This is a genomic window from Acidovorax sp. DW039 (genome assembly GCF_037101375.1).
In the GTDB taxonomy this organism is placed as follows: Bacteria; Pseudomonadota; Gammaproteobacteria; order Burkholderiales; family Burkholderiaceae_C; genus Acidovorax.
Map to the genome: position 1 here is coordinate 3,922,981 of NZ_AP029019.1, position 23,089 is coordinate 3,946,069.

23 protein-coding genes are annotated in these 23,089 nt (G+C 60.4%); 15 read left to right on the plus strand and 8 right to left on the minus strand.

Annotated elements, in window-relative coordinates; all coding sequences use genetic code 11:
• Positions 1-137 precede the first annotated feature (137 nt).
• The 6 genes from ugpB to ugpQ all read left to right on the plus strand — a co-directional run bounded on the left by ugpB (position 138) and on the right by ugpQ (position 5,550).
• Positions 138-1,445, plus strand: a complete 1,308-nt coding sequence (ugpB, locus tag AACH87_RS17500) for a sn-glycerol-3-phosphate ABC transporter substrate-binding protein UgpB (RefSeq protein ID WP_338795787.1) — start codon at positions 138-140, stop codon at positions 1,443-1,445.
• 133 nt (positions 1,446-1,578) lie between these two features.
• Positions 1,579-2,463, plus strand: coding sequence for a sn-glycerol-3-phosphate ABC transporter permease UgpA (gene ugpA, locus AACH87_RS17505; protein ID WP_338795788.1), 885 nt, complete (start codon positions 1,579-1,581; stop codon positions 2,461-2,463).
• 1 nt (position 2,464) lies between these two features.
• Positions 2,465-3,316, plus strand: coding sequence for a sn-glycerol-3-phosphate ABC transporter permease UgpE (ugpE, locus tag AACH87_RS17510; RefSeq protein WP_338795790.1), 852 nt, complete (start codon positions 2,465-2,467; stop codon positions 3,314-3,316).
• A gap of 60 nt (positions 3,317-3,376) precedes the next feature.
• On the plus strand, positions 3,377-4,381 hold the full coding sequence (locus AACH87_RS17515) for a sn-glycerol-3-phosphate import ATP-binding protein UgpC (RefSeq protein ID WP_338795791.1): 1,005 nt from the start codon (positions 3,377-3,379) through the stop codon (positions 4,379-4,381).
• A 21-nt stretch (positions 4,382-4,402) separates the two neighbouring features.
• A complete protein-coding gene (locus tag AACH87_RS17520; RefSeq protein WP_338795792.1) occupies positions 4,403-4,753 on the plus strand; it encodes a VOC family protein in 351 nt (116 codons plus the stop codon).
• Between the two features lie 41 nt (positions 4,754-4,794).
• On the plus strand, positions 4,795-5,550 hold the full coding sequence (ugpQ, locus tag AACH87_RS17525; RefSeq protein WP_338795793.1) for a glycerophosphodiester phosphodiesterase: 756 nt from the start codon (positions 4,795-4,797) through the stop codon (positions 5,548-5,550).
• A 33-nt stretch (positions 5,551-5,583) separates the two neighbouring features.
• Here ugpQ and AACH87_RS17530 read toward each other — a convergent pair whose 3' ends face one another.
• Both AACH87_RS17530 and AACH87_RS17535 read right to left on the minus strand, forming a co-directional pair.
• The gene (locus tag AACH87_RS17530; RefSeq protein ID WP_338795794.1) at positions 5,584-6,549 is read right to left on the minus strand and encodes a tripartite tricarboxylate transporter substrate binding protein; all 966 of its coding nucleotides are present in this window, start codon (positions 6,547-6,549) and stop codon (positions 5,584-5,586) included.
• Between the two features lie 88 nt (positions 6,550-6,637).
• Complete coding sequence (locus AACH87_RS17535) at positions 6,638-6,946, minus strand: hypothetical protein (protein WP_338795795.1); 309 nt, start codon at positions 6,944-6,946, stop codon at positions 6,638-6,640.
• A 52-nt stretch (positions 6,947-6,998) separates the two neighbouring features.
• Between AACH87_RS17535 and hemA the strand changes: the two genes are divergently transcribed.
• The 6 genes from hemA to AACH87_RS17565 all read left to right on the plus strand — a co-directional run bounded on the left by hemA (position 6,999) and on the right by AACH87_RS17565 (position 13,552).
• Complete coding sequence (hemA, locus tag AACH87_RS17540) at positions 6,999-8,312, plus strand: glutamyl-tRNA reductase (protein WP_338795796.1); 1,314 nt, start codon at positions 6,999-7,001, stop codon at positions 8,310-8,312.
• A 110-nt stretch (positions 8,313-8,422) separates the two neighbouring features.
• The gene (gene prfA / locus AACH87_RS17545) at positions 8,423-9,532 is read left to right on the plus strand and encodes a peptide chain release factor 1 (RefSeq protein WP_338795797.1); all 1,110 of its coding nucleotides are present in this window, start codon (positions 8,423-8,425) and stop codon (positions 9,530-9,532) included.
• A gap of 67 nt (positions 9,533-9,599) precedes the next feature.
• A complete protein-coding gene (gene prmC / locus AACH87_RS17550; RefSeq protein WP_338795798.1) occupies positions 9,600-10,469 on the plus strand; it encodes a peptide chain release factor N(5)-glutamine methyltransferase in 870 nt (289 codons plus the stop codon).
• Positions 10,470-10,526: 57 nt separating this feature from the next.
• The gene (grxD, locus tag AACH87_RS17555) at positions 10,527-10,850 is read left to right on the plus strand and encodes a Grx4 family monothiol glutaredoxin (RefSeq protein WP_338795799.1); all 324 of its coding nucleotides are present in this window, start codon (positions 10,527-10,529) and stop codon (positions 10,848-10,850) included.
• A gap of 241 nt (positions 10,851-11,091) precedes the next feature.
• Positions 11,092-12,099 carry an AAA family ATPase gene (locus AACH87_RS17560; RefSeq protein ID WP_338795800.1) on the plus strand — a complete coding sequence of 336 codons (1,008 nt, stop codon included), beginning with the start codon at positions 11,092-11,094 and terminating at the stop codon, positions 12,097-12,099.
• Positions 12,100-12,220: 121 nt separating this feature from the next.
• Positions 12,221-13,552 carry a hemolysin family protein gene (locus tag AACH87_RS17565; protein ID WP_338795801.1) on the plus strand — a complete coding sequence of 444 codons (1,332 nt, stop codon included), beginning with the start codon at positions 12,221-12,223 and terminating at the stop codon, positions 13,550-13,552.
• Positions 13,553-13,620: 68 nt separating this feature from the next.
• On the opposite strand, the gene AACH87_RS17570 is transcribed toward AACH87_RS17565, so the two are convergent.
• Entirely contained in the window at positions 13,621-14,289 is a 669-nt protein-coding gene (locus tag AACH87_RS17570; protein WP_338799007.1) for a lytic transglycosylase domain-containing protein, read from the minus strand.
• A gap of 57 nt (positions 14,290-14,346) precedes the next feature.
• Positions 14,347-16,089, minus strand: a complete 1,743-nt coding sequence (locus tag AACH87_RS17575) for a proline--tRNA ligase (RefSeq protein ID WP_338795802.1) — start codon at positions 16,087-16,089, stop codon at positions 14,347-14,349.
• Positions 16,090-16,179: 90 nt separating this feature from the next.
• On the opposite strand from AACH87_RS17575, the gene AACH87_RS17580 reads away from it, so the two are divergent.
• Entirely contained in the window at positions 16,180-16,860 is a 681-nt protein-coding gene (locus AACH87_RS17580; RefSeq protein WP_338795803.1) for an RNA pyrophosphohydrolase, read from the plus strand.
• A gap of 68 nt (positions 16,861-16,928) precedes the next feature.
• Here the strand turns inward: AACH87_RS17580 and proB are convergent, their stop codons facing one another.
• From proB to rplU, 4 genes are all read right to left on the minus strand, one after another.
• Positions 16,929-18,068 (minus strand): glutamate 5-kinase, encoded by a 1,140-nt coding sequence (proB, locus tag AACH87_RS17585; protein ID WP_338795804.1) that lies wholly within the window; start codon positions 18,066-18,068, stop codon positions 16,929-16,931.
• A gap of 65 nt (positions 18,069-18,133) precedes the next feature.
• A complete protein-coding gene (gene cgtA / locus AACH87_RS17590; protein ID WP_338795805.1) occupies positions 18,134-19,204 on the minus strand; it encodes an Obg family GTPase CgtA in 1,071 nt (356 codons plus the stop codon).
• 219 nt (positions 19,205-19,423) lie between these two features.
• Positions 19,424-19,681, minus strand: coding sequence for a 50S ribosomal protein L27 (gene rpmA, locus AACH87_RS17595; protein ID WP_338795806.1), 258 nt, complete (start codon positions 19,679-19,681; stop codon positions 19,424-19,426).
• A gap of 14 nt (positions 19,682-19,695) precedes the next feature.
• Positions 19,696-20,007: a 50S ribosomal protein L21 gene (gene rplU, locus AACH87_RS17600; RefSeq protein WP_338795807.1), complete on the minus strand. Its 312-nt coding sequence runs from the start codon at positions 20,005-20,007 to the stop codon at positions 19,696-19,698.
• Positions 20,008-20,215: 208 nt separating this feature from the next.
• Here rplU and AACH87_RS17605 point away from each other — a divergent pair, with 208 nt between their 5' ends.
• Both AACH87_RS17605 and pilB read left to right on the plus strand, forming a co-directional pair.
• Positions 20,216-21,145, plus strand: coding sequence for a polyprenyl synthetase family protein (locus tag AACH87_RS17605; RefSeq protein WP_338795808.1), 930 nt, complete (start codon positions 20,216-20,218; stop codon positions 21,143-21,145).
• Positions 21,146-21,331: 186 nt separating this feature from the next.
• Positions 21,332-23,065, plus strand: coding sequence for a type IV-A pilus assembly ATPase PilB (pilB, locus tag AACH87_RS17610; RefSeq protein WP_338795809.1), 1,734 nt, complete (start codon positions 21,332-21,334; stop codon positions 23,063-23,065).
• Positions 23,066-23,089 lie beyond the last annotated feature (24 nt).

The following is a 23,089-nucleotide window of genomic DNA, read 5'->3' on the forward strand; positions in this document are numbered from 1 at the left end:
TGGACACACCGCCGCAAGTTCAACGGGTTTTTACCGTTGAGCCCCTCCGGCAACCATGGGACAACGACACATGTTTGTCACAAAGCACGCCTAGCATCGGCCGCTTTGTGCCCAACGCCATCCTTGGAGATCAATCTATGCAACTGAAGAAACTGGCTTTGACAGCCGCCATCGCCGTGGGTGCGTGCATTCCTGCACATGCCCAGACGGAAATCCAGTGGTGGCATTCGATGAGTGCTGCGCTGGGCGACTGGGTGAACGACCTGGCCAAGCAGTACAACGCCAGCCAGACCAAATACAAGGTGGTGCCTACCTACAAGGGCACTTATGACGAATCGATGACAGCCGGTATTGCCGCCTTCCGCGCGGGCAATGCGCCTCACATCATCCAGGTGTTTGAGGTGGGCACCGCCACCATGATGGCCAGCAAGGGCGCCATCGTGCCCGCAGGCAAGGTGCTGAACGACGGCGGGTTCAAGTTTGATCCCACCGAGTACGTGTCTGCCGTGGCGGGTTACTACACCGCCCCCAACGGCCAGATGCTGAGCTACCCGCTCAACAGCTCCACCACCATCTTCTACTACAACAAGGACGCCTTCAAGAAGGCCGGTCTGGACGCCAACAAGCCTCCCAAGACCTGGCCTGAAGTGTTCGAGGCTGCTTCCAAGCTCAAGGCCAGCGGCCACAGCTGCCCGTTCACCACCAGCTGGATCAGCTGGACACAGCTGGAGAGCTTCTCGCTGTGGCACAACACGCTGTTCGCAACCAAGAACAACGGCTTTGATGGCACCGATGCACAACTGCAGATCAACACGCCCCTGCATGTGCGCCACTTCGAAAACCTGGCCAAGGCGTCCAAGGAAGGCAGCTTTGTGTACAAGGGCCGCGGCAACACGGCGGACGCATCCTTCCCATCGGGCGAGTGCGCCATGATCACCGGTTCCTCCGGCCTGTACGCCCGCGTGGCCAAGGAAGCCAAGTTTGCCTACGGCATTTCCGCCCTACCCTACTACCCTGATGTGAAGGGCGCTCCACAGAACACCGCCATCGGCGGTGCCAGCTTGTGGATCATGGCCGGCAAGAAGCCTGAGGAATACAAGGGCGTGGCCGACTTCCTCAATTTCCTGAACGACACCCGCGTGCAGGCAGCCAGCCACCAGCGCACCGGCTATCTGCCTGTGACCACCGCGGCCTACAAGCTGACCGAGGCTTCCGGTTTCTATGAAAAGAACCCCGGCACCGACGTGGCTGTGACGCAGATGATCCGCAAGGCTACCGACAAGTCGCGTGGCATCCGCCTGGGCAACTTTGCCCAGATCCGCACCATCATCGACGAGGAAACCGAGCAAATCTGGTCTGGCAAGAAGACGCCGAAGGAAGCTCTGGACACCGCCGTGACCCGGGGCAACGAGCAACTGGCACGCTTCGCTCGCGCCAACCGTTAAGCTCTGCCCATCTTTCCCTGATGGGGTAGCGGTTCAGGCTCTCGCCTGAATCTGCCGCTTCATCTCAGGCCCGCACCCCCCGCAAACCCCGGTTTGCATGGGCTGCGGGCTGTTTTGTTCAGACTGATCCGATATGGAAAAACGCGTTTTATTCCGCTCCGCATGGCTGCCCTGGGTACTTTTGCTACCCCAGCTGGCGGTCATCAGCATCTTTTTCTTCTGGCCCGCCGGGCAAGCGCTGGTGCAGTCCTTCCAGATGCAGGACGCCTTCGGCATGTCCAACGAATGGGTGGGGCTAGACAATTTCCGCACCCTCTTCGAAGACCCCGGCTACCTCGCCTCCTTCAAGACCACAGCCTATTTCTCAATTGCCGTGGCGTTGTTGGGCATCAGCATCTCGCTGGTGCTGGCCATCTTTGCCGACCGCATCGTGCGCGGTGCCCTGGTCTACAAGACGGCCCTGCTGCTGCCCTACGCCGTGGCTCCGGCGGTGGCGGGCGTGCTGTGGATGTTCATGTTCTCGCCCTCACTGGGGGTGGTGGCCTATCTGCTGCGCAAGTCCGGAGTCGTGGACTGGAACCACCTGCTCAACTCCGACCACGCCATGACGCTGATCGTGATTGCCGCCGTGTGGAAGCAGATCTCCTACAACTTCCTGTTCTTCCTGGCAGGGCTGCAGTCCATTCCCAAATCGCTGATCGAAGCTGCAGCCATTGACGGTGCAGGCCCTTGGCGCCGGTTCTGGAGCATCCAGTTCCCGCTGCTGTCGCCCACCACCTTCTTCCTGCTGGTGATCAACGTGGTGTACGCCTTCTTTGACACCTTCGCCATCGTGGACTCCACCACGCAGGGCGGCCCTGGCCAGGACACCTCGATCCTCGTCTACAAGGTCTATCACGACGGCTTCAAGGCCATGGATATGGGCGGATCGGCTGCGCAATCGGTGGTGCTGATGGCCATCGTGGTGGTGCTCACCGTGATCCAGTTCCGCTACGTTGAGAAGAAAGTGCAGTATTGAAATGGTTGAACGCAGTCCGTTCTTAAAGGCGTTTTCGCACCTCATCATGGTGCTGGGCGTCATCATCGTGGGCTTTCCGCTGTACCTGGCGTTTGTGGCATCTACCCACACTGCGCAAGACATCGTGCAGGTGCCCATGCCCATGCTGCCCGGCAGCAATTTCTGGGAGACCTACAAAACCGCCCTGTTTGGCGGCGGCTCGGGCCCCGGCTCCAGCGCACCCGTGGCGCACATGATGTGGGTGAGCTTTGTCACCGCCATCGTCATCACCGTGGGCAAGATTGCCATCTCGCTGCTGTCGGCCTTTGCCATCGTGTACTTCCGCTTCCCGTTCAAGGGCATCTGCTTCTGGCTCATCTTCATCACGCTGATGCTGCCCGTGGAAGTGCGCATCGGGCCCACCTACCAGGTGGTGTCCAACCTGGGCATGCTCAACACCTATGCAGGCCTGACGGTACCACTCATTGCGTCAGCGACGGCCACCTTCCTGTTCCGTCAGTTTTTCCTGACGGTGCCGGACGAGCTGGTGGAAGCCGCTCGCATTGATGGCGCAGGCCCCATGCGCTTCTTCAAGGACATCCTGGTGCCGCTGTCGCGCACCTCGATTGCCGCGCTGTTCGTGATCCAGTTCATCTACGGCTGGAACCAGTACCTGTGGCCGCTCTTGGTGACCACTTCGGAAGACATGTACCCCGTGGTGATCGGCATCAAGCGCATGATCGCTGGCGGCGACACAGGCAATGAATGGAACGTGGTGATGGCCACCGCCCTCTTGGCCATGCTGCCCCCCGCCCTGGTGGTGATCTTCATGCAGCGCTGGTTCGTCAAGGGCCTGGTAGACACGGAAAAATAAACAAAATCTGCCTCTAGCGCTTATTCAAAAAGCGCAGGCAGCTATCAAATAAATAGCAAAATGGCATCCATCTCTCTTCGCAACATCATCAAGCGCTATGGCCACGGCCCCAAGGCCAACCAGGTGATCCATGGCGTGAACGCTGAAATCAAGGACGGTGAGTTCATCGTCATCGTCGGCCCCTCGGGCTGCGGCAAATCCACCCTGCTGCGCATGGTGGCGGGCCTGGAGGAAATCTCCGGCGGCGAGCTGCACATTGGCAACCGCATGGTCAATGACCTGGAACCCGCCCAGCGCGACATCGCCATGGTGTTCCAGAACTATGCGCTGTACCCGCACATGACGAACTACGAGAACATGGCGTACGGCCTGAAGATCGCCAAGGTGCCCAAGGACGAGATCCAGCGCCGTGTGGACAAGGCCGCCAAGATTCTCGAACTCTCGCACCTGCTGGAACGCAAGCCGCGTGAACTCTCGGGTGGCCAGCGCCAGCGCGTGGCCATGGGCCGCGCCATCGTGCGCCAGCCGCAAGTCTTCTTGTTTGATGAACCCCTGTCCAACCTGGACGCCAAGCTGCGCGCCCAGACCCGCCTCGAAATCCAGAAGCTGCACCGCGAGCTGGGCATCACCAGCCTGTTCGTGACCCACGACCAGGTCGAAGCCATGACGCTCGCGCAGCGCATGATCGTGATGAACGCGGGCAACATGGAACAGTTCGGCACGCCCGAAGAGGTCTACCACACGCCCGCCTCCACCTTTGTGGCCAGTTTCATCGGCTCGCCTCCGATGAACCTGCTCAAGAATGCGCCCGGCGGCAAGCCCGGCACCATCCTGGGCATCCGCCCCGAGCACATGGACATTGGCAACGACGGCTGGGAAGTGCGCGTGGACACCATCGAGTTGCTGGGTGCCGAGCGCCTGGTGTACGCCACCATGGGCGAAGACACGCTGATCGTGCGCATTGACGAAGGCCGTCCCTCGCCCAAGGCTGGAGACACCATTCGCGTCGCCCCCCGTCAGGACCGCCTGCACTGGTTCAGCGCGGAGACCGGCAAGCGCATCTGACCCACCCCCTCACGCTCCACCATGACAGGCATTCTTGCAACCATCCCCGTGCTGGCATCGCTGGATCTGGCAGAGTCCCGGCAGTTCTACACCGAACGGCTGGGCTTTGATTGCCTGCATGCATCGGCCGACTACCTGATGCTGGAGCGTGACGGCTGCGAGTTGCACCTGTGGCACTGCACCGAGCGCCATATCGCAGAGAACACCTCGTGCTACGTGCGCGGTGACACCGCCGCGCTGCACGCGGACTTCACCCGCCGCGGCCTGCAAGTCGAGCCTCCGCAATGGCGCCCCTGGGGCATGCGCGAGCTTTACGTCATCGACCCCCACGGCAACTTGCTCAAGTTCGGTGAACCCGCTGAATCGGCCTGAACCCGCTTGAACCGGCTGCTACCGCTTTTCTTCTTCGCACCATGAACGCGATCACTGCAACCTCCTGGCCCTACCCCCGCTGGATTGCCCACCGTGGCGCGGGCAAGCTGGCCCCTGAAAACACCCTGGCCGCCTTCCGCCTGGGTGCGCAGCACGGCTACCGCATGTTTGAATGCGACGCCAAGCTGAGCAGCGACGGCGTACCGTTTTTGCTGCACGACGCCACGCTGGAGCGCACCACCAATGGCCGCGGGACGGGCGGCGATTTGCCGCTGGGCGCGCTCGCCCAGCTGGATGCGGGTAGCTGGCATTCCCGCGCTTACGCGGGTGAAGCCGTGCCCACGCTGGAGTCACTGGCACGCTTTTGCATCACCAACGGCTACTTTCTGAACATCGAGATCAAGCCCACACCGGGCCATGAAGAACGCACAGGCCGCGTGGTGGGTGAAACCGCTGCCCGCCTGTGGCAGGGGCAAGCGGTGCCACCGCTGTTTTCCTCGTTCAAGCCTGAGGCGCTGGCGGGCGCACAGGCCACTGCCGCGCACATTCCGCGTGCCCTGCTGATCGACGCGCTGTGGGACGGCTGCCTGGACGAAGCCCGCCGCCTGGGCTGCGTGGCCATCGTGTGCAACCACGCGCTGTGGGACGCAGCGCTGGTGGCCCAGGTGCAAGCCCTGGGCATGCGCACCCTGAGCTACACCGTCAACGACGAATGGGCTGCGCAGCGCCTGATTGACCTGGGCACGGACGGCATCATCACCGACCGCGTAGACCTGTTTTCACCCGCAGCACACTGAACGCCCCCCTTCCAGGGGGAAGGCGCGCAGTGGTCAATCGAGTTTCGCCCCGGACTTTTTCACCACCTCAGCCCATCGGGGCATTTCTGCAGCCAGAAATCTGGCGAATTCATCAGCCCCCAAAAAGGCCGGATCCGCCCCCTGGCTCACCATGCGGCTGCGTACCTCGGGCATTTGCAGCACCTGCCCAAACGCATCGCTGAGCTTGTTCACCACGTCCTTGGGTGTGCCCGCAGGGGCCAAAAATCCATAGAACCCCACCACCTCAAAGCCCTTGATGCCGCTCTCGATCACGGTGGGCACATCGGGCAAGGCAGGGTTGCGCTCGCGGCTCGTCACGGCCAGGGCACGCACCTTGCCCTGCTTGTGGTACGACGCAGCCTGCGGAATGCTCTCGGCCATGAACTGCACCTGCCCGGCCATGAGGTCGGTAAACGCCGGGGCGCTGCCACGGTAAGGGATGTGCACCATGAACAGACCCGTGGCGGACTTGAACATCTCCGGCACCAAATGGCTGATGCCACCGTTGCCCGCAGAGCCAAAGTTGACCTGACCCGGACGCGCCTTGGCGTAGGCCATGAACTCCTGCAGGTTCTTCGCGGGCACATTAGGGTTGACCAGCAAGGCCAGCGGCTGCATGGCTGTGCGGGCCACGGGCACAAAGTCCTTGAGCGTGGCATAGGGCAGCTTGCTGTACAGCGCGGGGTTGATGACCATCACCCCCGTGTTGGCCAGCATGATGGTGTGCCCATCGGCAGGTGACTTCATCACCTCTTGTGCGCCCACCGTGCCACCCGCACCCGATTTGTAGTCCATCACCACTGGCTGGCCCAGCACGCCCTGCAGCTTGTCAGACAGCAGACGCGCATGCTGGTCCAGCGGGCCACCCGCCGGAAAGCCCACCACGATGCGGATGGGCTTGGTCGGAAAAGACTGGGCTGAGGCAGCCGTGGCGCAAGCCAGTGCCGCAGCGGCCAGCAGAGTGCGAAGCAGGTTCATGGGTGTCTCCGTTGTAATGTTGTTTTCAAAAATGAACGCCACGGCAGATCGTTGCGATCTGTGGCAAAGCAGCACCAGGCGCGCCAGGTCAGGCGCGCCAGATACGCTGACCCACCCCATGCGAGGTGGCGCAAGCCAGCACCAGGGCCGCATAGGTCACCATCTTGCCGTCGCGCCCCGTCCACCACAGCCCGGCCAGCAAAACCGCCATGCAGATGCTCACATCCAGCAGCCACTGGGCGCCCCGCCCCAGGCCTGCAGTGCGGCCACGCAACACCAGCCTACCCGCCAGGGCGATGAAAGTCGCCATCCAGAAAGCGGGGGCCAGGAAGTTCAGGAGGTGGTTGAGACTGTCGAGCGGGCCCATGGCACCGTGCAAAGGGTTGACCCAGATCAAGTCTTGACCGGGTGGGGAGTGGCGTTTCTTGTAACGATTTTATAATCCGTACATGGCAGTCTGGGCCCTCGGCATCAACCACACCACCGCGCCGCTCGATCTGCGTGGCAGGTTTGCGTTTGCGCTCGACCAGATTGCACCCACGCTGCACGGCTTGCGCCAGTCCCTTGGCAACGCCAGCCGCCACCCCAGTGTGGAAACAGCCATCATCTCCACCTGCAACCGCACCGAGATTTACTGCGCAGGCGAGCAGCCTGCCGTAGACCACACGCTGGGCTGGCTGGCCCAAAGCGGTGGCGTGAGCCCCGCGCTGCTGCGTTCGCACTCTTACACCCTTGAAGACAGTCTGGTGGCCCGTCACGCCTTCCGCGTGGCCAGCGGGCTTGATTCCATGGTGCTGGGCGAGGCCCAGATTCTGGGCCAGATGAAAGACGCCGTGCGCGCGGCCGAGACGGCTGGTGCCTTAGGCACCACGCTCAACCAGCTCTTCCAGCGCAGCTTTGCGGTAGCCAAGGAAGTGCGCAGCAGCACCGAGATTGGTGCCCACAGCATCAGCATGGCGGCCGCCGCAGTGCGCCTGGCCAGCCAGTTGTTTGAAGACCTGGGCAAGATCCGCGTGCTGTTTGTCGGCGCGGGCGAGATGATTGAGCTGTGCGCCACGCACTTTGCTGCCAAAAATCCCAAGCAGATCGCCATTGCCAACCGCACGCTGGAGCGCGGCGAAAAGCTCGCCACCCGTTTTGGCGGCGAGGTGATGCGCCTGGCCGACCTGCCCGAGCGCCTGCACGAGTTTGACGCCGTCATCAGCTGCACTGCCAGCAGCCTGCCCATCATCGGTCTGGGGGCTGTGGAGCGCGCACTCAAAAAGCGCCGCCATCGCCCCATGTTCATGGTGGACCTGGCCGTGCCGCGCGACATCGAGCCCGAGGTGAAAGCCCTGGGCGATGTGTACCTCTACACCGTGGACGACCTGGCCACCGTGGTGCAGACAGCACAGGCCAACCGCCAGGCCGCCGTTGCGCAGGCCGAAGCCATCATCGATGCCGGTGTGCAGAGCTTCATGCACTGGATGGAGTTGCGCAGCCCCGCCAGCGCTGCAGGCGGCGTGGTGCCGCTGATCCAGCAGCTCAACGCCCAGACGGACGAGTGGCGCGCCGCAGAGATCGCACGCGCCAAGAAGCTGCTGGCCAAGGGCGAAGACGTGGATGCCGTGCTGGAAGCCCTCTCGCGCGGCCTGACGCAAAAGATGCTGCACGGCACCCTGGCCGAGCTGCGCGCGGGCGATGCCGAGATGCGCGCACAAACAGCCCAGACGGTTTCGCGCCTGTTCCTGCGCTCGCAGAGCAAAAACACCAACGGCCTGTAGCGGCGATCGCCTGCACACTGCCGCGCCGATTCAAAGCAAAATCGGCTTCCAGCGCTTATTCATCAAGCGCAAGCAGCTACAAAAATCGTAGCAAACATTTTTCCTGATCCATGAAACCCTTTCTCCGAAGCCAGCTGGAACGCTACGCACAGCGCCTGGGCGAACTCGACTTTCTGCTCTCGCGCGAAGACATCATGAGCGACATGGCGCAGTACCGGCGCATCTCTGTCGAGCATGCCGAGGTCACGCAGATTGCTGGCCGCTACGCCCGCTACCAGCAGCGCGAGGCCGACCTGGCGGGTGCGCGCGAGATGCTGGCCGACCCCGACATGGCCGAGATGGCGCAGGAAGAAGTCACCAGCGCCGAAGCTGAACTGGTGCAGCTGGAGGATGAACTGCAGCGCTTGCTGCTGCCCAAAGACCCGGACGACGCGCGCAACGCCTTTGTAGAAATCCGCGCAGGCACGGGCGGCGACGAATCGGCCCTTTTCGCAGGCGACCTCACCCGCATGTACACCCGCTACGCCGCCACCCAGGGCTGGAAGGTGGAGGTGATGAGCGCCAACGAAAGCGAGCTGGGCGGCTACAAGGAAATTGTGCTGCGCGTGGAAGGCCAGCCCGGTACGGGCCCCTCCGGTAGCGGTGTGTATGGCGCGCTCAAGTTCGAATCCGGCGGCCACCGCGTGCAGCGCGTGCCCGCCACCGAGACGCAGGGCCGCATCCACACCAGCGCCTGCACCGTGGCCGTGATGCCCGAGCCCGACGAGCACCAGGCCATCACGCTGAACCCGGCGGACCTGCGCATCGACACCTTCCGCGCCAGCGGCGCAGGCGGCCAGCACATCAACAAGACGGACTCTGCCGTGCGTGTGGTGCACTTGCCCACCGGCATCGTGGCCGAATGCCAGGACGGCCGCAGCCAGCACAGCAACAAGGCCAAGGCGCTGCAGGTGCTGCAGGCGCGGATCCAGGAGAAAGAACGCAGCGAACGCGCCGCCAAAGAGGCCGCGCTGCGCAAGGGCCTGATCGGCAGCGGCGACCGCAGCGACCGCATCCGCACCTACAACTTCCCACAGGGGCGACTCACGGACCACCGTATCAACCTCACGCTGTACAAGCTGCTGCAGGTGATGGAAGGCGACCTGGGCGACGTGCTGCAGGCGCTGCAGCATGCGCGGGAGGCGGAACAGCTGGAAGAGCTGGAGATGAGCGTGGTGTGACCACAGCCATATAAAAAATAGGCCTCCTGCGCTGCACCAGCAAGCGCAGGCAGCTATCAAATTCATAGTGAACCAGACCACTCCCACTTTGGCACAAGCCTTGGCCCAGGCCCACACGCTGGGCCTGCCGCGCATTGACGCCCAGCTATTGCTGCTGCACGCCCTGGGCCGCCCCGATGCAGGCCGTGCCTGGCTGCTGGCGCATGACACCGACGCGCTGGAGCCCGGCGCCCATGACGCTTTCATCGCCCTGTGCCAGCGCCGCACAGCGGGCGAGCCCGTGGCCTACCTCACGGGGCGCAAGGAGTTTTATGGGCTGATGCTGCAGGTAGACGCCCGCGTGCTGGACCCGCGCCCCGACACCGAAACGCTGGTGGACTGGGCGCTGAAAGTGATGGCCCCCATGCCCGCCCCGCGCGTGGTGGACCTGGGCACGGGCAGCGGTGCCATCGCCCTGGCCCTGCAAAGCCAGCGCCCCACCGCCCAGGTGCTGGCGGTAGACGCAAGCCCCGATGCTTTGGCCGTGGCGCAGGCCAACGCTAAGCGGCTGGACCTGCCCGTGCGCTTTCAGCAGGGCAACTGGTTGCAGGGCGTGAGGGCCCCACAAGACGCCGAGGGAGCGTGGGACGTCATCGTCTCCAACCCGCCCTACATCCCCAGCGCCGACCCGCACCTGGCGGCCCTGACCCACGAGCCGCTGCAGGCCTTGGCCAGCGGTGCCGATGGGCTGCAGGACATCCGGCTCATCGCCGCCCAGGCCCCCGCACATCTGCGCGCCGGTGGCTGGCTGCTGCTGGAGCATGGCTACGACCAGGCAGAAGCCGTGCGCAATCTGCTCATCCACCACGGCTACGGCCAGGTGCAAAGTCGCAATGACCTTGCTGGCATTGCACGTTGCACAGGCGGGCAATGGCCTGTGGCCCAGACAATGAAATAATCTACCCATTGCGGGTTCTCAGCATTTCTCGCCCGACCCATTCAAGGAGTTTTCCCCATGAGCGACACCCAACAACGCATCGACGCCCTCGTCAAATCCAGCGACATCCTGCTGTTCATGAAGGGCAGCGCCAGCTTCCCCATGTGCGGCTTTTCCGGCCGTGCCATCCAGATCCTGAAGGCCTGCGGCGTGGACCCCAAGAGCGTGGTGACCGTGAACGTGCTGGAAGACGACGGCATCCGCCAAGGCATCAAGGAGTACAGCAACTGGCCCACCATCCCCCAGCTGTACGTCAAGGGCGAGTTCATCGGTGGCTCGGACATCATGATGGAGATGTACGAATCGGGTGAACTGCAGCAAGTGCTGGGCGCCTCCAACTGACACGGAGTGCTACGGCTGGTGGCCGCATTCGCCACCTCTGCCGCGTCCGCATCCCTCTGCACGCAAGGCCACCTTCGGGTGGCCTTTGTTTTTGGTGGATGGCTTGGGGGTACTCGCCCCCTCGGCTGGCTCCCCGCAGCATGGGCGCAACAGCAGCACCATTTCAGGGCTTATCCCACGTTGAGGGTGGGCATGTTGTGTGCTTGAATGGGATCGTGATCGACATTCACAGGAGCATGCAATGACCAGCCATAGCCTTGTTCCCCAAAGCGCCCCTCTGCGCCTTCCTGTGGCGCAAATGCGCAATGTGTTCCACCCCGGCGATGTGGAACGCAAGCTCGCCCGCCTGCAGGACGCAGGCAGCCAGCGCGAGTATGAAACCCTGCGCACCGTGTACGAACGCATGCTGGAACGCGGCCCCGAGCGGTTTCAGGTGAAGCCCTCGGGCGTGCCGGACATGAGCGAGCTGTACGAGCTGCTACCCAACTTCACCGATGTACTGGACGATGTGAAACGCCACGTCGCTCTGGCCCAGGACAGCAGCGACGGGCTGGAAGTGACCCCCATGCTGCTGCTGGGCCCGCCCGGCATTGGCAAAACCCACTTTGCCCGGCAGTTGGCCGACTTGCTGGGCACGGGCATGAACCTGCTGCCCATGAGTTCCATGACCGCGGGCTGGCTGCTGTCCGGGTCGTCGGCCCAGTGGAAGGGTGCCCGCCCCGGCAAGGTGTTCGAGGCGCTGATAGAGGGCGAATACGCTAACCCGGTCATCGTGGTGGACGAGATCGACAAGGCCAGCAGCGATGCGCAGTACGACCCTCTGGGCGCGCTCTACAGCCTGCTGGAGCACGACACGGCGCAGAGCTTTACCGACGAGTTTGCCGAAGTGGCCATTGATGCCAGCCAGGTCATCTGGATCACCACGGCCAACGATGCCCGCGGCATTCCAGACCCCATCCTCAACCGCATGAATGTGTTTGAGGTGGAGGCCCCCACGCTGGAGCAGGCGCGAACCATCGCCCTGAACCTGTACCAAAGCATCCGCAACGGGCACGACTGGGGCCGCAAGCTGGACCCCGAGCCCCAGGACGACGTGCTGGACTACCTGGCCCACATGCCCCCGCGCGAGATGCGGCGCGCCCTCATGACGGGCTTTGGCAACGCCCGGCTGGCCCTGCGATCCACCGTGGAAATCAGCGACCTGCCCAGGGCCGCCAACGCCCGCGGGCGCATCGGGTTTGTGCAGTAGCCAGCCTTGCTGCGGCACTTCTGAGCCTTGTACCCGCCCCTCGGCAGGCTGACGAGGGGCGGGTGCAGGCAGATACACTTCATGGGCCTGTGTGCCATAGCGCCACGCTCTGTCACCTTTCATGACCCAAAGCCTTCTTGTGATCGGGCTGCTCATTGCAGCCAGTGCGTTTTTCTCCATGGCCGAGATTTCGCTGGCCGCTGCCCGCCGCCTGCGTCTGCGGCAAATGGCCGATGAAGGCGATCTGCGAGCCGACCGGGTGCTGCGCATGCAAGAGCAGCCCGGCGACTATTTCACGGTGGTACAGGTGGGCCAGAACGCTGTCGCCATCCTCGGCGGCATTGTGGGCGAAGGGGCGTTGAGCCCGCATTTCACGGAGTTGCTGGGGCTGTGGATGTCGGAAGCATCGGCACAAACCGCCGGCTTTATGGCCTCCTTCCTCATCATCACCTCGCTGTTCATCCTGTTTGCAGACCTGTTCCCCAAGCGCCTGGGCATGGCCGAGCCCGAACGCGTGGCCTTGCGTCTGGCGCAGCCCATGGCTTGGTGCATGACGCTGCTGCACCCGCTGGTGTGGATCTACAGCCGCGGGGCCGATGCGCTGTTTCGCCTGCTGGGTCTTTCTTCGTTGCGCGATGAACGCATCACATCAGACGACATCCTGGCAATGATGGAGGCCGGAGCGCGCGCGGGTGTGCTGGCGGCGCGGGAGCAGCAAGTCATCACCAACGTGTTTGAGCTGGACACCCGCACGGTGTCCTCGGCCATGTCCCCGCGCGACCGGGTCGCATTTTTTCTGCGGGACGATCCTGACTCCGTCATCCGCCTGCGTATTGCGGCCGAACCGTTTTCCACCTACCCGGTGTGCGAAGGCGACATCGACCATGTGGTGGGCTATGTGGACGCCAAGGACCTCTTCCAGCGCGTGCTGAACAACCAGCCGATTTCATTGGCGGACGACAGCCTGGTGCGCAAGGTGCTGATCGTGCCTGATCGGCTCACGCTGTCAGAAGTGCTGGAACAGTTCCGCCAGGTGCATGAAGACTTTGCTGTCATCGTCAACGAATACAGCCTGGTGGTGGGGGTGGTCACCCTCAACGATGTGATGAGCACCGTCATGGGTGATCTGGTGGGCACAGAGGACGAGGAGCAGATCGTTCAGCGGGACGACAACTCCTGGCTGATCGATGGCGTCACCCCCATCAGCGATGTGCTGAGGGTGCTGGGCCTGGATGAACTGCCCCATGCAGGCGAATACGAAACCCTGGCGGGCTTCTTGATGGTGATGCTGCGCCGCGTGCCACGTCGCACAGACAGCGTGACCTGGGGTGGATTCAAGTTTGAAGTGCTGGACGTGGACAGCTTCCGCATTGACCAGGTGATGGTGTCCCGCGTCCAGCCCCCTCATGGAGATGCCGCGGGGACAGAACACACCGCAGTCCACAAAGCATAAAGCCCGGGATCTACCGGGCTTTATTCACTGGTGGTGGTCGTCGTCAAGAGCGACTCCCAGCTCACAGATTAGCCTGCCACCACCTTCGGCTCGTACACCCAGTTGCGCTGGGCTGCAAACACGGCGTTGGGGTATGGAGGCTTGCCGCGGCTTCCGTTGTAGCGGCCCAAGGCCATGAAAAGATCGCCCTGCTCCCGGTCAATGTAGTGGCGCAGGATGACGCAACCAAAACGCAGATTGGTCTGCATGTGGAACAGTTTGCCTGGGTCCCCATCGCCGATCACACGGGTCCAGAAGGGCATGACCTGCATGTATCCACGCGCCCCCACACTGGACACAGCAAACTTGCGGAAGGCGCTTTCCACCTGGATCAGCCCCATGACCAGCGACACATCCAGCCCCGCACGTTTGGACTCGTACCACACGGTCTGCAAAAAGTCCCGGCGCACTTCCCAGTCGGGTTTGCGGTTGCGCAGGCGGTCACTCATGGTGCCCAGCCAGCGCAGATAACTCAGGCGCGACTCGGTCGAGAAAAAGACGGGCTCAGGGGGAGCCTGGTTCGCGATGGCAGAACTCAGTGCGGTACGCACCGAGTCCATCAGAGGCTCTTCAAGCTGACCACCCGCATGCGCTTGCCCCGGCAAGGCCAACCACCCTGCTGGTGCGGTCGCTGCAATCAAACAGGCACGGCGTGACACCCACGGTGCGCGCCCCAACAGCCCAGCCTTTGTACCCAACCCGCTCACGCTCTACATCCCTTCCGTCATACCTTCGCAATCACCTGCTAGACGGCCTTACACCGTCATTCGGCCCTTGACATGAGCCAACACCTCAACCACGGCCACTTTGGTCGCCGCGGCGTCACGGCGGTGCTGGTATTCGACCTGGCCTTCCTTCAAGCCCCGGTCCGACAGCACCACGCGGTGCGGCACGCCAATCAGTTCCCAGTCTGCAAACATCGCTCCGGGGCGTTCACCACGGTCATCCAGCAGCACATCCATGCCCTGCGCCAGCATGTCTGCATACAGCTTATCGGCCGCCTGCTTCACTTCTTCGCTGCGATCCATGCCAATCGGGCAGATCACCACGGTGAAGGGTGCAATGGCATCCGGCCAGATGATGCCGCGCTCATCGTGATTTTGCTCAATCGCTGCCGCAGGCAAGCGGGTAATACCGATGCCATAGCAACCCATCTCCAGCGGCTGGGGCTTGCCGTTTTCGTCCAGGAATGTGGCATTCATCGCACGGCTGTACTTTGTGCCCAGGTAGAACACATGGCCCACTTCAATACCGCGCTCAATCGCCAGCTGGCCTTTGCCATCAGGCGACAGGTCGCCTGCCACCACATTGCGCAGGTCAGCCACCAGATCCGGCTCAGGCAGGTCGCGTCCCCAGTTCACGCCCGTCAGGTGGAAATCCACCTCGTTGGCACCACACACCCAATCGCTCATCACGGCCACTTCTCGGTCCACAACCACTTTCACAGGCTGGCGCAAACCGATAGGCCCCAGGTAGCCGGGCTTGCAGCCGAAATGATCCTCGATCTCTGCCACGGTCGCAAAGCGGAAATTGGCAAGCCCCTCCACCTTGCTGACCTTGATTTCGTTCATGTCATGGTCGCCACGCAGCAACAGAAGCCAAACTTGCGTTTTGACGATCTCGCCATGCTCGTTGGTCGTATCCGTCGCCAGCACCAGCGACTTCACCGTGCGCTGCAAGGGCAAACCCAGCAGCTCTGCCACATCTGCACAGGTGCTCTTGCCCGGCGTGGGCGTCTTTGTCAGTGGTTGATTTGCAGCACCACGGGGGCCTTGAGGGGCCAAGGCTTCCGCCTTTTCCATGTTGGCGGCGTAGTCGCTGCCGGGGCAGTAGACGATGGCGTCTTCGCCCGTCGCAGCAATCACCTGAAACTCTTCGCTCAGGTCGCCACCAATGGCACCGCTGTCAGCGGCCACAGCGCGATACGTCAGGCCAAAGCGGTCAAAGATGCGGCGATAGGCCTGAGCCATCACCTGGTAGCTGGCTTTGGCGGAGGCTTGGTCCTTATCAAAGGAATAGGCATCCTTCATGATGAACTCACGGCCCCGCATCAAGCCAAAGCGGGGGCGGCGCTCGTCGCGGAATTTGGTCTGGATCTGGTAGAAGTTCTTGGGCAGCTGCTTATAACTACGCAGCTCCTGGCGGGCGATGTCCGTCACCACTTCTTCGCTGGTGGGCTGCACCACAAAATCGCGCCCATGCCGGTCGCTGATACGCAGCAATTCAGGCCCCATCTTTTCAAAGCGCCCCGTTTCCTGCCAAAGTTCTGCGGGCTGGATGACGGGCATGGTGCATTCCACAGCCCCTGCACGGTTCATCTCCTCGCGCACAATGGCCTCCACCTTACGAATCACCCGCAGCCCCATGGGCATGTAGTTGTAAATGCCTGCGCCCAGCTTCTTGATCAGCCCCGCCCGCATCATGAGTTTGTGGCTGACCACCTCAGCGTCGGCAGGAGCTTCTTTCAGGGTGGAGATAAAAAATTGGGAGGCTTTCATCGGAGCGATTCAGTCTATTCAGACTGGTCCTCTTGCCGGGCGCATGGCACCGTGCATAATGGACGCAGTTTAAAAAATTGGGGTTCGATTATGCTTGACCGGGACGGCTTTCGGCCGAACGTCGGCATCATCCTGCTCAACCAAAAGAACCAAGTGTTCTGGGGTAAGCGGATCCGCACCCACAGCTGGCAGTTCCCGCAAGGGGGCATTGACCGGGGGGAGACCCCCGAACAAGCGATGTTCCGGGAATTGCACGAAGAGGTAGGATTATTGCCCAATCACGTGCGCTTGGTGGCCCGGACCCGGGATTGGTTGCGCTACGAGGTGCCTGACCGGTACATCCGCCGCGATGCGCGCGGACATTACAAGGGCCAGAAACAGATCTGGTACCTCCTTCAACTTGTCGGGCACGACTGGGATTTGAACCTGCGTGCCACCAACCACCCCGAGTTTGATGCGTGGCGGTGGAACGACTACTGGGTTCCTCTGGATGTAGTTGTTGAGTTCAAACGGGCCGTCTATGAGATGGCCCTGACAGAACTGGCGCGCTACCTCCCCCGGCAGGATCAGAGGAACCGCTATTTGCGCGGCGGTATGCGTGGCAGAGATGCAGAGCACTCACCCACCCCCATGTTCCGCACGGGTTCTCTGCTGTTGCACCCAGGCATGGAATTGCCGCCAGGTGCGAGTTTTGACCCCGACCCGCAAAACAGCATGCCCGCAGAGCTTGATGCCCTGCCCATCACAGTTACAGGGCAGACCCCACGGTAGTTTTCTGGCAAGCAAAACAAAACGGCCGGTTTTGAGATTTTCAAAACCGGCCGTTTGTGTCTCTGGGTTCAAACTATAGACAAAACCAGGTTGTCTCTGTGGACCATCTCCGCTTCCGCGGCATAGCCCAGCAAGCGCTCAAACTCGGCAGAGGGCTTTCTGCAAAGCAGGCGCGCTTCAGCTGCAGCATAGTTGGCAAGGCCGCGAGCGATCTCCTGGCCTGCAACGTCACGCACTGCAATCACGTCTCCGCGAGAGAAATCTCCCTCAACGCTAACCATGCCGATAGGCAAAAGACTCTTGCCCTCATCCCTGAGCTTGGACGCAGCCCCTGCATCCACAGTGACAGAACCACGCAGCTGCAGATGGTCCGCCATCCATTGTTTGCGCGCCTGCTTCTTCTGGGTTTGCGCAACCAGCAGCGTGCCCAGCGACTCGCCCGCCGCCAACCGCAGGAGAACATCTGACTCACGCCCCCATGCAATCACCGTGGAAGCACCCGAGCCAGCCGCCCGTTTGGCCGCCAGAATCTTGGTAATCATGCCGCCCTTGCCAATACTGGAACCAGCTCCGCCTGCCATGGCCTCCAGAGCAGGATCTCCCGCCTTGGCTTCGTGCACAAACTGGGCCGAAGGATCGCGACGCGGATCGGCGGTGTAAAGCCCCTTCTGATCCGTCAAGATCACCAAGGCGTCCGCCTCCACCAGATTGGCGACCAGGGCACCCAGAGTATCGTTGTCGCCAAACTTGATTTCGTCCGTGACCACCGTGTCGTTCTCGTTGATCACCGGAACCACCCCCAGGCGAAGCAGGGTCAGCAAGGTGGAGCGGGCATTGAGATAGCGCTCCCGGTCGGCCAAGTCAGCATGTGTGAGCAGCACCTGCGCGCTGCCCATGCCCTGCTCACGCAGCTTGGTTTCGTACATCTGCGCAAGGCCCATCTGCCCCACAGCAGCGGCAGCTTGCAGTTCATGGATCTCGTGAGGACGTGAGGCCCAGCCCAGGCGCTTCATGCCCTCGGCAATGGCCCCGCTGGAGACCATGACCACCTCACGAGCAGCGCCTCCGTGCCCCTTGACCAAGGCCGCAAGCTGCCGACTCCACTCGCCGATGGCCGCCTCATCCAGCCCCCGCCCTTCGTTGGTCACCAAACTGGAACCCACCTTGACGACGATACGCCGTGCATCACGCAAAACACTAGAAACCATATTGAAGGTCATTCGGGTGCTGGCGCTTTCAAAACAAGCGCAACCAGCTATAGTTTTAGGAGCAATCAGGAAGCGGCACCGTCCGCAAAGCGAGGATCGACTTCCACCGGAGCGTTCTCCACCTTCTGCTCCGTCTGCACATGGCGGAAGATGGCATGAATCAGTGGCTCGCATCCCTCGCGCGTCAAAGCAGAGATTTCAAAAACCGGCCCTTTCCACTTGAAGCGCTTGACGAAGTCCTTCACGCGAGCCTCGCGCTCATCCTCAGGCACCATGTCCAGCTTGTTCAGCACCAGCCAGCGGGGCTTCTCGTACAGCTGGGCGTCATATTTCTTGAGCTCACCCACAATCGCCTTGGCCTGCGCCACGGGATCCACCGCTTCATCAAAAGGCGCGAGATCTACGACATGCAACAAGAGCCGCGTACGTTGGAGATGGCGTAAAAACTGGTGCCCAAGCCCCGCCCCCTCAGAGGCCCCTTCAATAAGGCCAGGAATATCAGCCACCACGAAACTCTGCTCAGGACCCACCCGCACCACACCCAGATTGGGGTGCAAAGTGGTGAAAGGGTAGTCCGCAATCTTGGGTCTGGCGTTAGACACCGCGGTAATGAATGTGGACTTGCCCGCGTTAGGCATGCCCAGCAATCCCACGTCAGCGAGCACCTTCAGCTCCAGTTTCAGATTCTTCTTTTCGCCAGGCCAACCGGGAGTTTTCTGGCGCGGAGCACGGTTGATGGCACTCTTGAAACGAAGGTTGCCAAATCCGCCATCTCCGCCCTTGGCGATGGTGATCACCTCACCCGGATTGAGCAATTCATAGAGCACCTCACCCGTTTCTGCATCGGAAATGATGGTGCCGACTGGCATTTTGAGGGTGATGTCATCCCCCGCTGCACCGAACATGTCTGAGCCCATGCCATGCTCACCACGCTTGGCCTCATACCGACGTGAGTAACGGTAATCCACCAACGTGTTCAGGTTGGGGTCAGCGACAGCGAATACGTGACCACCTCGACCACCATCCCCCCCATTGGGCCCGCCGAACTCCTTGTACTTTTCGTGCCGAAAAGAGACACAGCCATTGCCCCCATCACCTGCAGCGATGTCAATATAGGCTTCGTCGACGAACTTCATGGCATTTCCAATTTACAAAAACAGGGATAGAGGCTGAGATTCCCAGACCACTCATCAGAGTGGCCCAAGCGTAAGCCATTTATCCTAGGACCGAGCTGAAAGAGCCTCAACCCCACCGGCCTGGCACTCTTCAAAAGAGTATTGGAAGAGGTGCCCAGCAAGAACATAAACAACAAAGCCCCGGCAATGCGGGGCTTTGATTCAGTCAAGAGTCTGGACTCAGGCTGGAGTCACGCTGACTGTGTGCTTGGACAAGGCACCCTTGGTACCAAACGACACATGTCCGTCAACCAGTGCGAACAGCGTGTGGTCCTTACCAACACCCACGTTCGTACCAGGGTGGAAACGTGTACCACGCTGACGCACGATGATGGAGCCAGCGCTGATCAATTCGCCACCAAAAGCCTTGACACCCAGCATCTTTGGCTTGGAATCACGACCGTTTCGCGTAGAGCCGCCGCCTTTTTTCTGTGCCATGACATCGACTCCTTTTAAGCAGCGATCGCACCGATTTGCAGCTCAGTGAACTGCTGGCGATGGCCTTGGCGTTTTTGATAGTGCTTACGGCGACGCATCTTGAAGATACGCACCTTGTCGTGCTTGCCGTGGGCCACGACAGTGGCTTTCACGGTTGCGCCGGACACCAGGGGCGTACCGATCTTGAGTTCTGCGCCGTTACCGACTGCCAAAACTTGATCAATCACGATTTCCTGGCCTACGTCCGCAGCAATCTGTTCTACTTTGATTTTTTCGCCGGAAGCAACGCGATACTGCTTGCCGCCGGTTTTTATGACCGCGTACATGTGAACCTCTTGGATGGAGTTCTGCAGACCTATTTCCGCAGAGCCAAGCATTATGCCACAGCACACAAAAAGTAGCACCTCTGCCACATTCAGATGGGAACCCAGACCTCGGTTCCTATAATCCGGTGCACATTCGGTAGCCGCCATCTTGACTGATCACACCCCCCCCTTCTCCCCACAATCTCCTCTTACGCTTATCGCAGACGACATGCGTGAAGTGGACCGTGTTATCGGATTGCGCCTCTCCTCTTCCGTCCCGCTCATCGGGCAGATATCGCAGTACATCATCGCTGCAGGAGGAAAGCGCCTGCGTCCAGCGTTGCTGCTTTTGATCTCTGGTGCATTGGGGTACAAGGAACCGCATCGGCATACGCTGGCGGCAGTGGTCGAATTGATCCATACGGCCACGCTCTTGCATGACGATGTCGTGGACGCATCCACACTACGCCGAGGACGAGCAACCGCTAACGAGACGTTCGGCAACCCTGCCAGCGTGCTTGTCGGCGACTTTTTGCACAGCCGCTCCTTCCAAATGATGGTTGAAACCGGAAGCATGCGCGTGATGGAAATTCTGTCTGAAGCTACAAACATCATTGCCGAGGGGGAAGTCCTGCAGCTGATGAACATGCATGACGCCTCCCTGAGCGAGCAAGACTACCTCAGGGTCATTCGCTCGAAAACTGCCAAATTGTTCGAAGCCAGCGCGCGGCTCGGAGCCGTATTGGCTGAGGCTCCCCCGCTGATTGAGGAAGCGTGCGCGACCTACGGGCAAGCCTTGGGCACGGCATTCCAGATCATTGATGACGTACTGGATTACGACGGCAACGCTGCGGAGATGGGTAAAAATTTAGGCGACGACCTGCGCGAAGGCAAGGCAACACTGCCCTTGATAGCGGCCATGGAACGAGGCACAGCAGAACAAGCCGAACTGATTCGCCAAGCGATTGAAGAGGGATCTACAGACAATCTGCACAGCATCATTGATGTTGTGAAACAGACTGGCGCCCTGGAAGTTGCCAAGGTTGCAGCCTCTCGAGAAGCAGAAAGAGCCGTTGCTGCAATCTCTACACTCGCTCCCTCACCATATCGCGACAGCATGACAGTGCTGGCCAGCCAGTTGATCGACAGACGTCACTGATCGAAAGCATGACGTGCCCAAAAACACGAATCAGCTCAACCATCTCGCCTACTAATTGAGCTCACTCGCCCAAAGAACTCAACCCAACGTTGCGGACTAACCACCGTAACAGGGGACCTGACAACCCCAAAAACACAAGGGAGTGATAGGATGATTCGCTATTCACAATAATGCACCCTTGGTTACATGGCCGTCGCTGACACCGCTTCGAAAGACACACCCTCAGTCGCTTTGCCAGGTTTAGGCAGAGCATTGATGTCTGCTGGCAAACTTGCCCAAAAAGCAGCGGAAGAAATTTACCAAAAGTCACAAAATAATCGCACTAGTTTTATTGCAGAGCTGACTGGCTCAGGTGTGGTATCAGCGGCCGATCTGGCGCATACGGTATCTGCTGTTTTCGGAGCGCCGCTACTCGATTTGGACGCCATTGATCCGCAAAGACTACCGAAGGATTTGCTGGACGCCAAGATTTGTCAGTCTTACAAAGTCCTGGTGCTGAGCAAGCGCAGCAATCGCCTGATTGTTGCCACAGCAGATCCCACAGACCAGGAAGCCGCAGAAAAAATCAAATTCACCACCCAGCTGGGTGTTGATTGGATTATTGCTGAGTATGACAAACTCAACCGGCTCGTGGACTCAAGTACCAAGTCTGCTAATGAGTCTATGGAGACCATGGCCGGAGGTGACTTCGAGTTTGATGAATCCGTTACTGAAGAGGTGCCAGAGGCTATTGACGCCGGCGCCAATGAAGTAGAAGACGCGCCGGTCGTTAAATTCCTGCATAAAATGCTGCTCGATGCGTTCAATATGCGCGCATCCGACTTGCATTTTGAGCCATACGAGCACCAGTACCGAGTCCGCTTTCGCATCGATGGTGAATTGCGGGAAATTGCATCCCCCCCGATAGCCATCAAAGATAAGCTCGCCTCTCGAATAAAGGTCATCTCCAGGCTAGACATTTCTGAAAAACGGATTCCGCAAGATGGCCGTATGAAGCTCAAAGTGGGGCCTGACCGAGTCATTGACTTCCGTGTCAGCACATTGCCCACTCTGTTTGGCGAAAAAATAGTTATACGTATTCTTGACCCCAGCAGTGCCAAGCTGGGTATCGATGCCCTGGGCTATGAACCGGAGGAGAAAGAGCGCCTGCTGAACGCCATCGGCAGGCCCTACGGCATGATTTTGGTTACAGGCCCTACGGGCTCAGGCAAAACTGTTTCCCTTTACACCTGCCTGAACCTGCTGAACAAGCCTGGTGTCAATATTGCTACCGCAGAAGACCCTTCTGAAATCAATTTACCAGGAGTCAATCAGGTCAATGTCAATGAGAAAGCTGGCTTGACTTTCGCAGTCGCACTGAAGTCTTTTCTTCGCCAGGATCCAGACATTATTATGGTGGGGGAAATCCGAGATTTGGAAACCGCAGATATCTCCATCAAAGCGGCTCAGACTGGGCATTTGGTTTTATCTACACTGCACACCAACGATGCGCCCACTACTTTGACGCGGATGCGCAACATGGGCATTGCCCCATTCAATATTGCATCCAGCGTCATTCTCATTACGGCACAACGTTTGGCCAGGCGTCTTTGCCCTGCCTGCAAAGCTCCAGCAGATATTCCTCATGAAGCCTTGCTGGAGGCTGGATATAAAGAGGAAGAAATAGATGGCACATGGGTTACCTACCGGCCGGTCGGTTGCTCAGCCTGCAACAACGGCTACAAAGGTCGCGTTGGTATTTATCAGGTAATGCCTGTTTCGGAAGAGATCCAGCGCATCATTTTGCGTGATGGCAGCGCCCTGGAAATTGCAGAGCAAGCTCGTGCGGAGGGGGTTCGCTCACTGCGGGAATCTGGCCTTTATAAAGCCAAGTTAGGCTTGACTTCACTCGAAGAAGTACTTGCCGTTACCAATGAATAATGAATTAAACAATTAGGGAAAAGC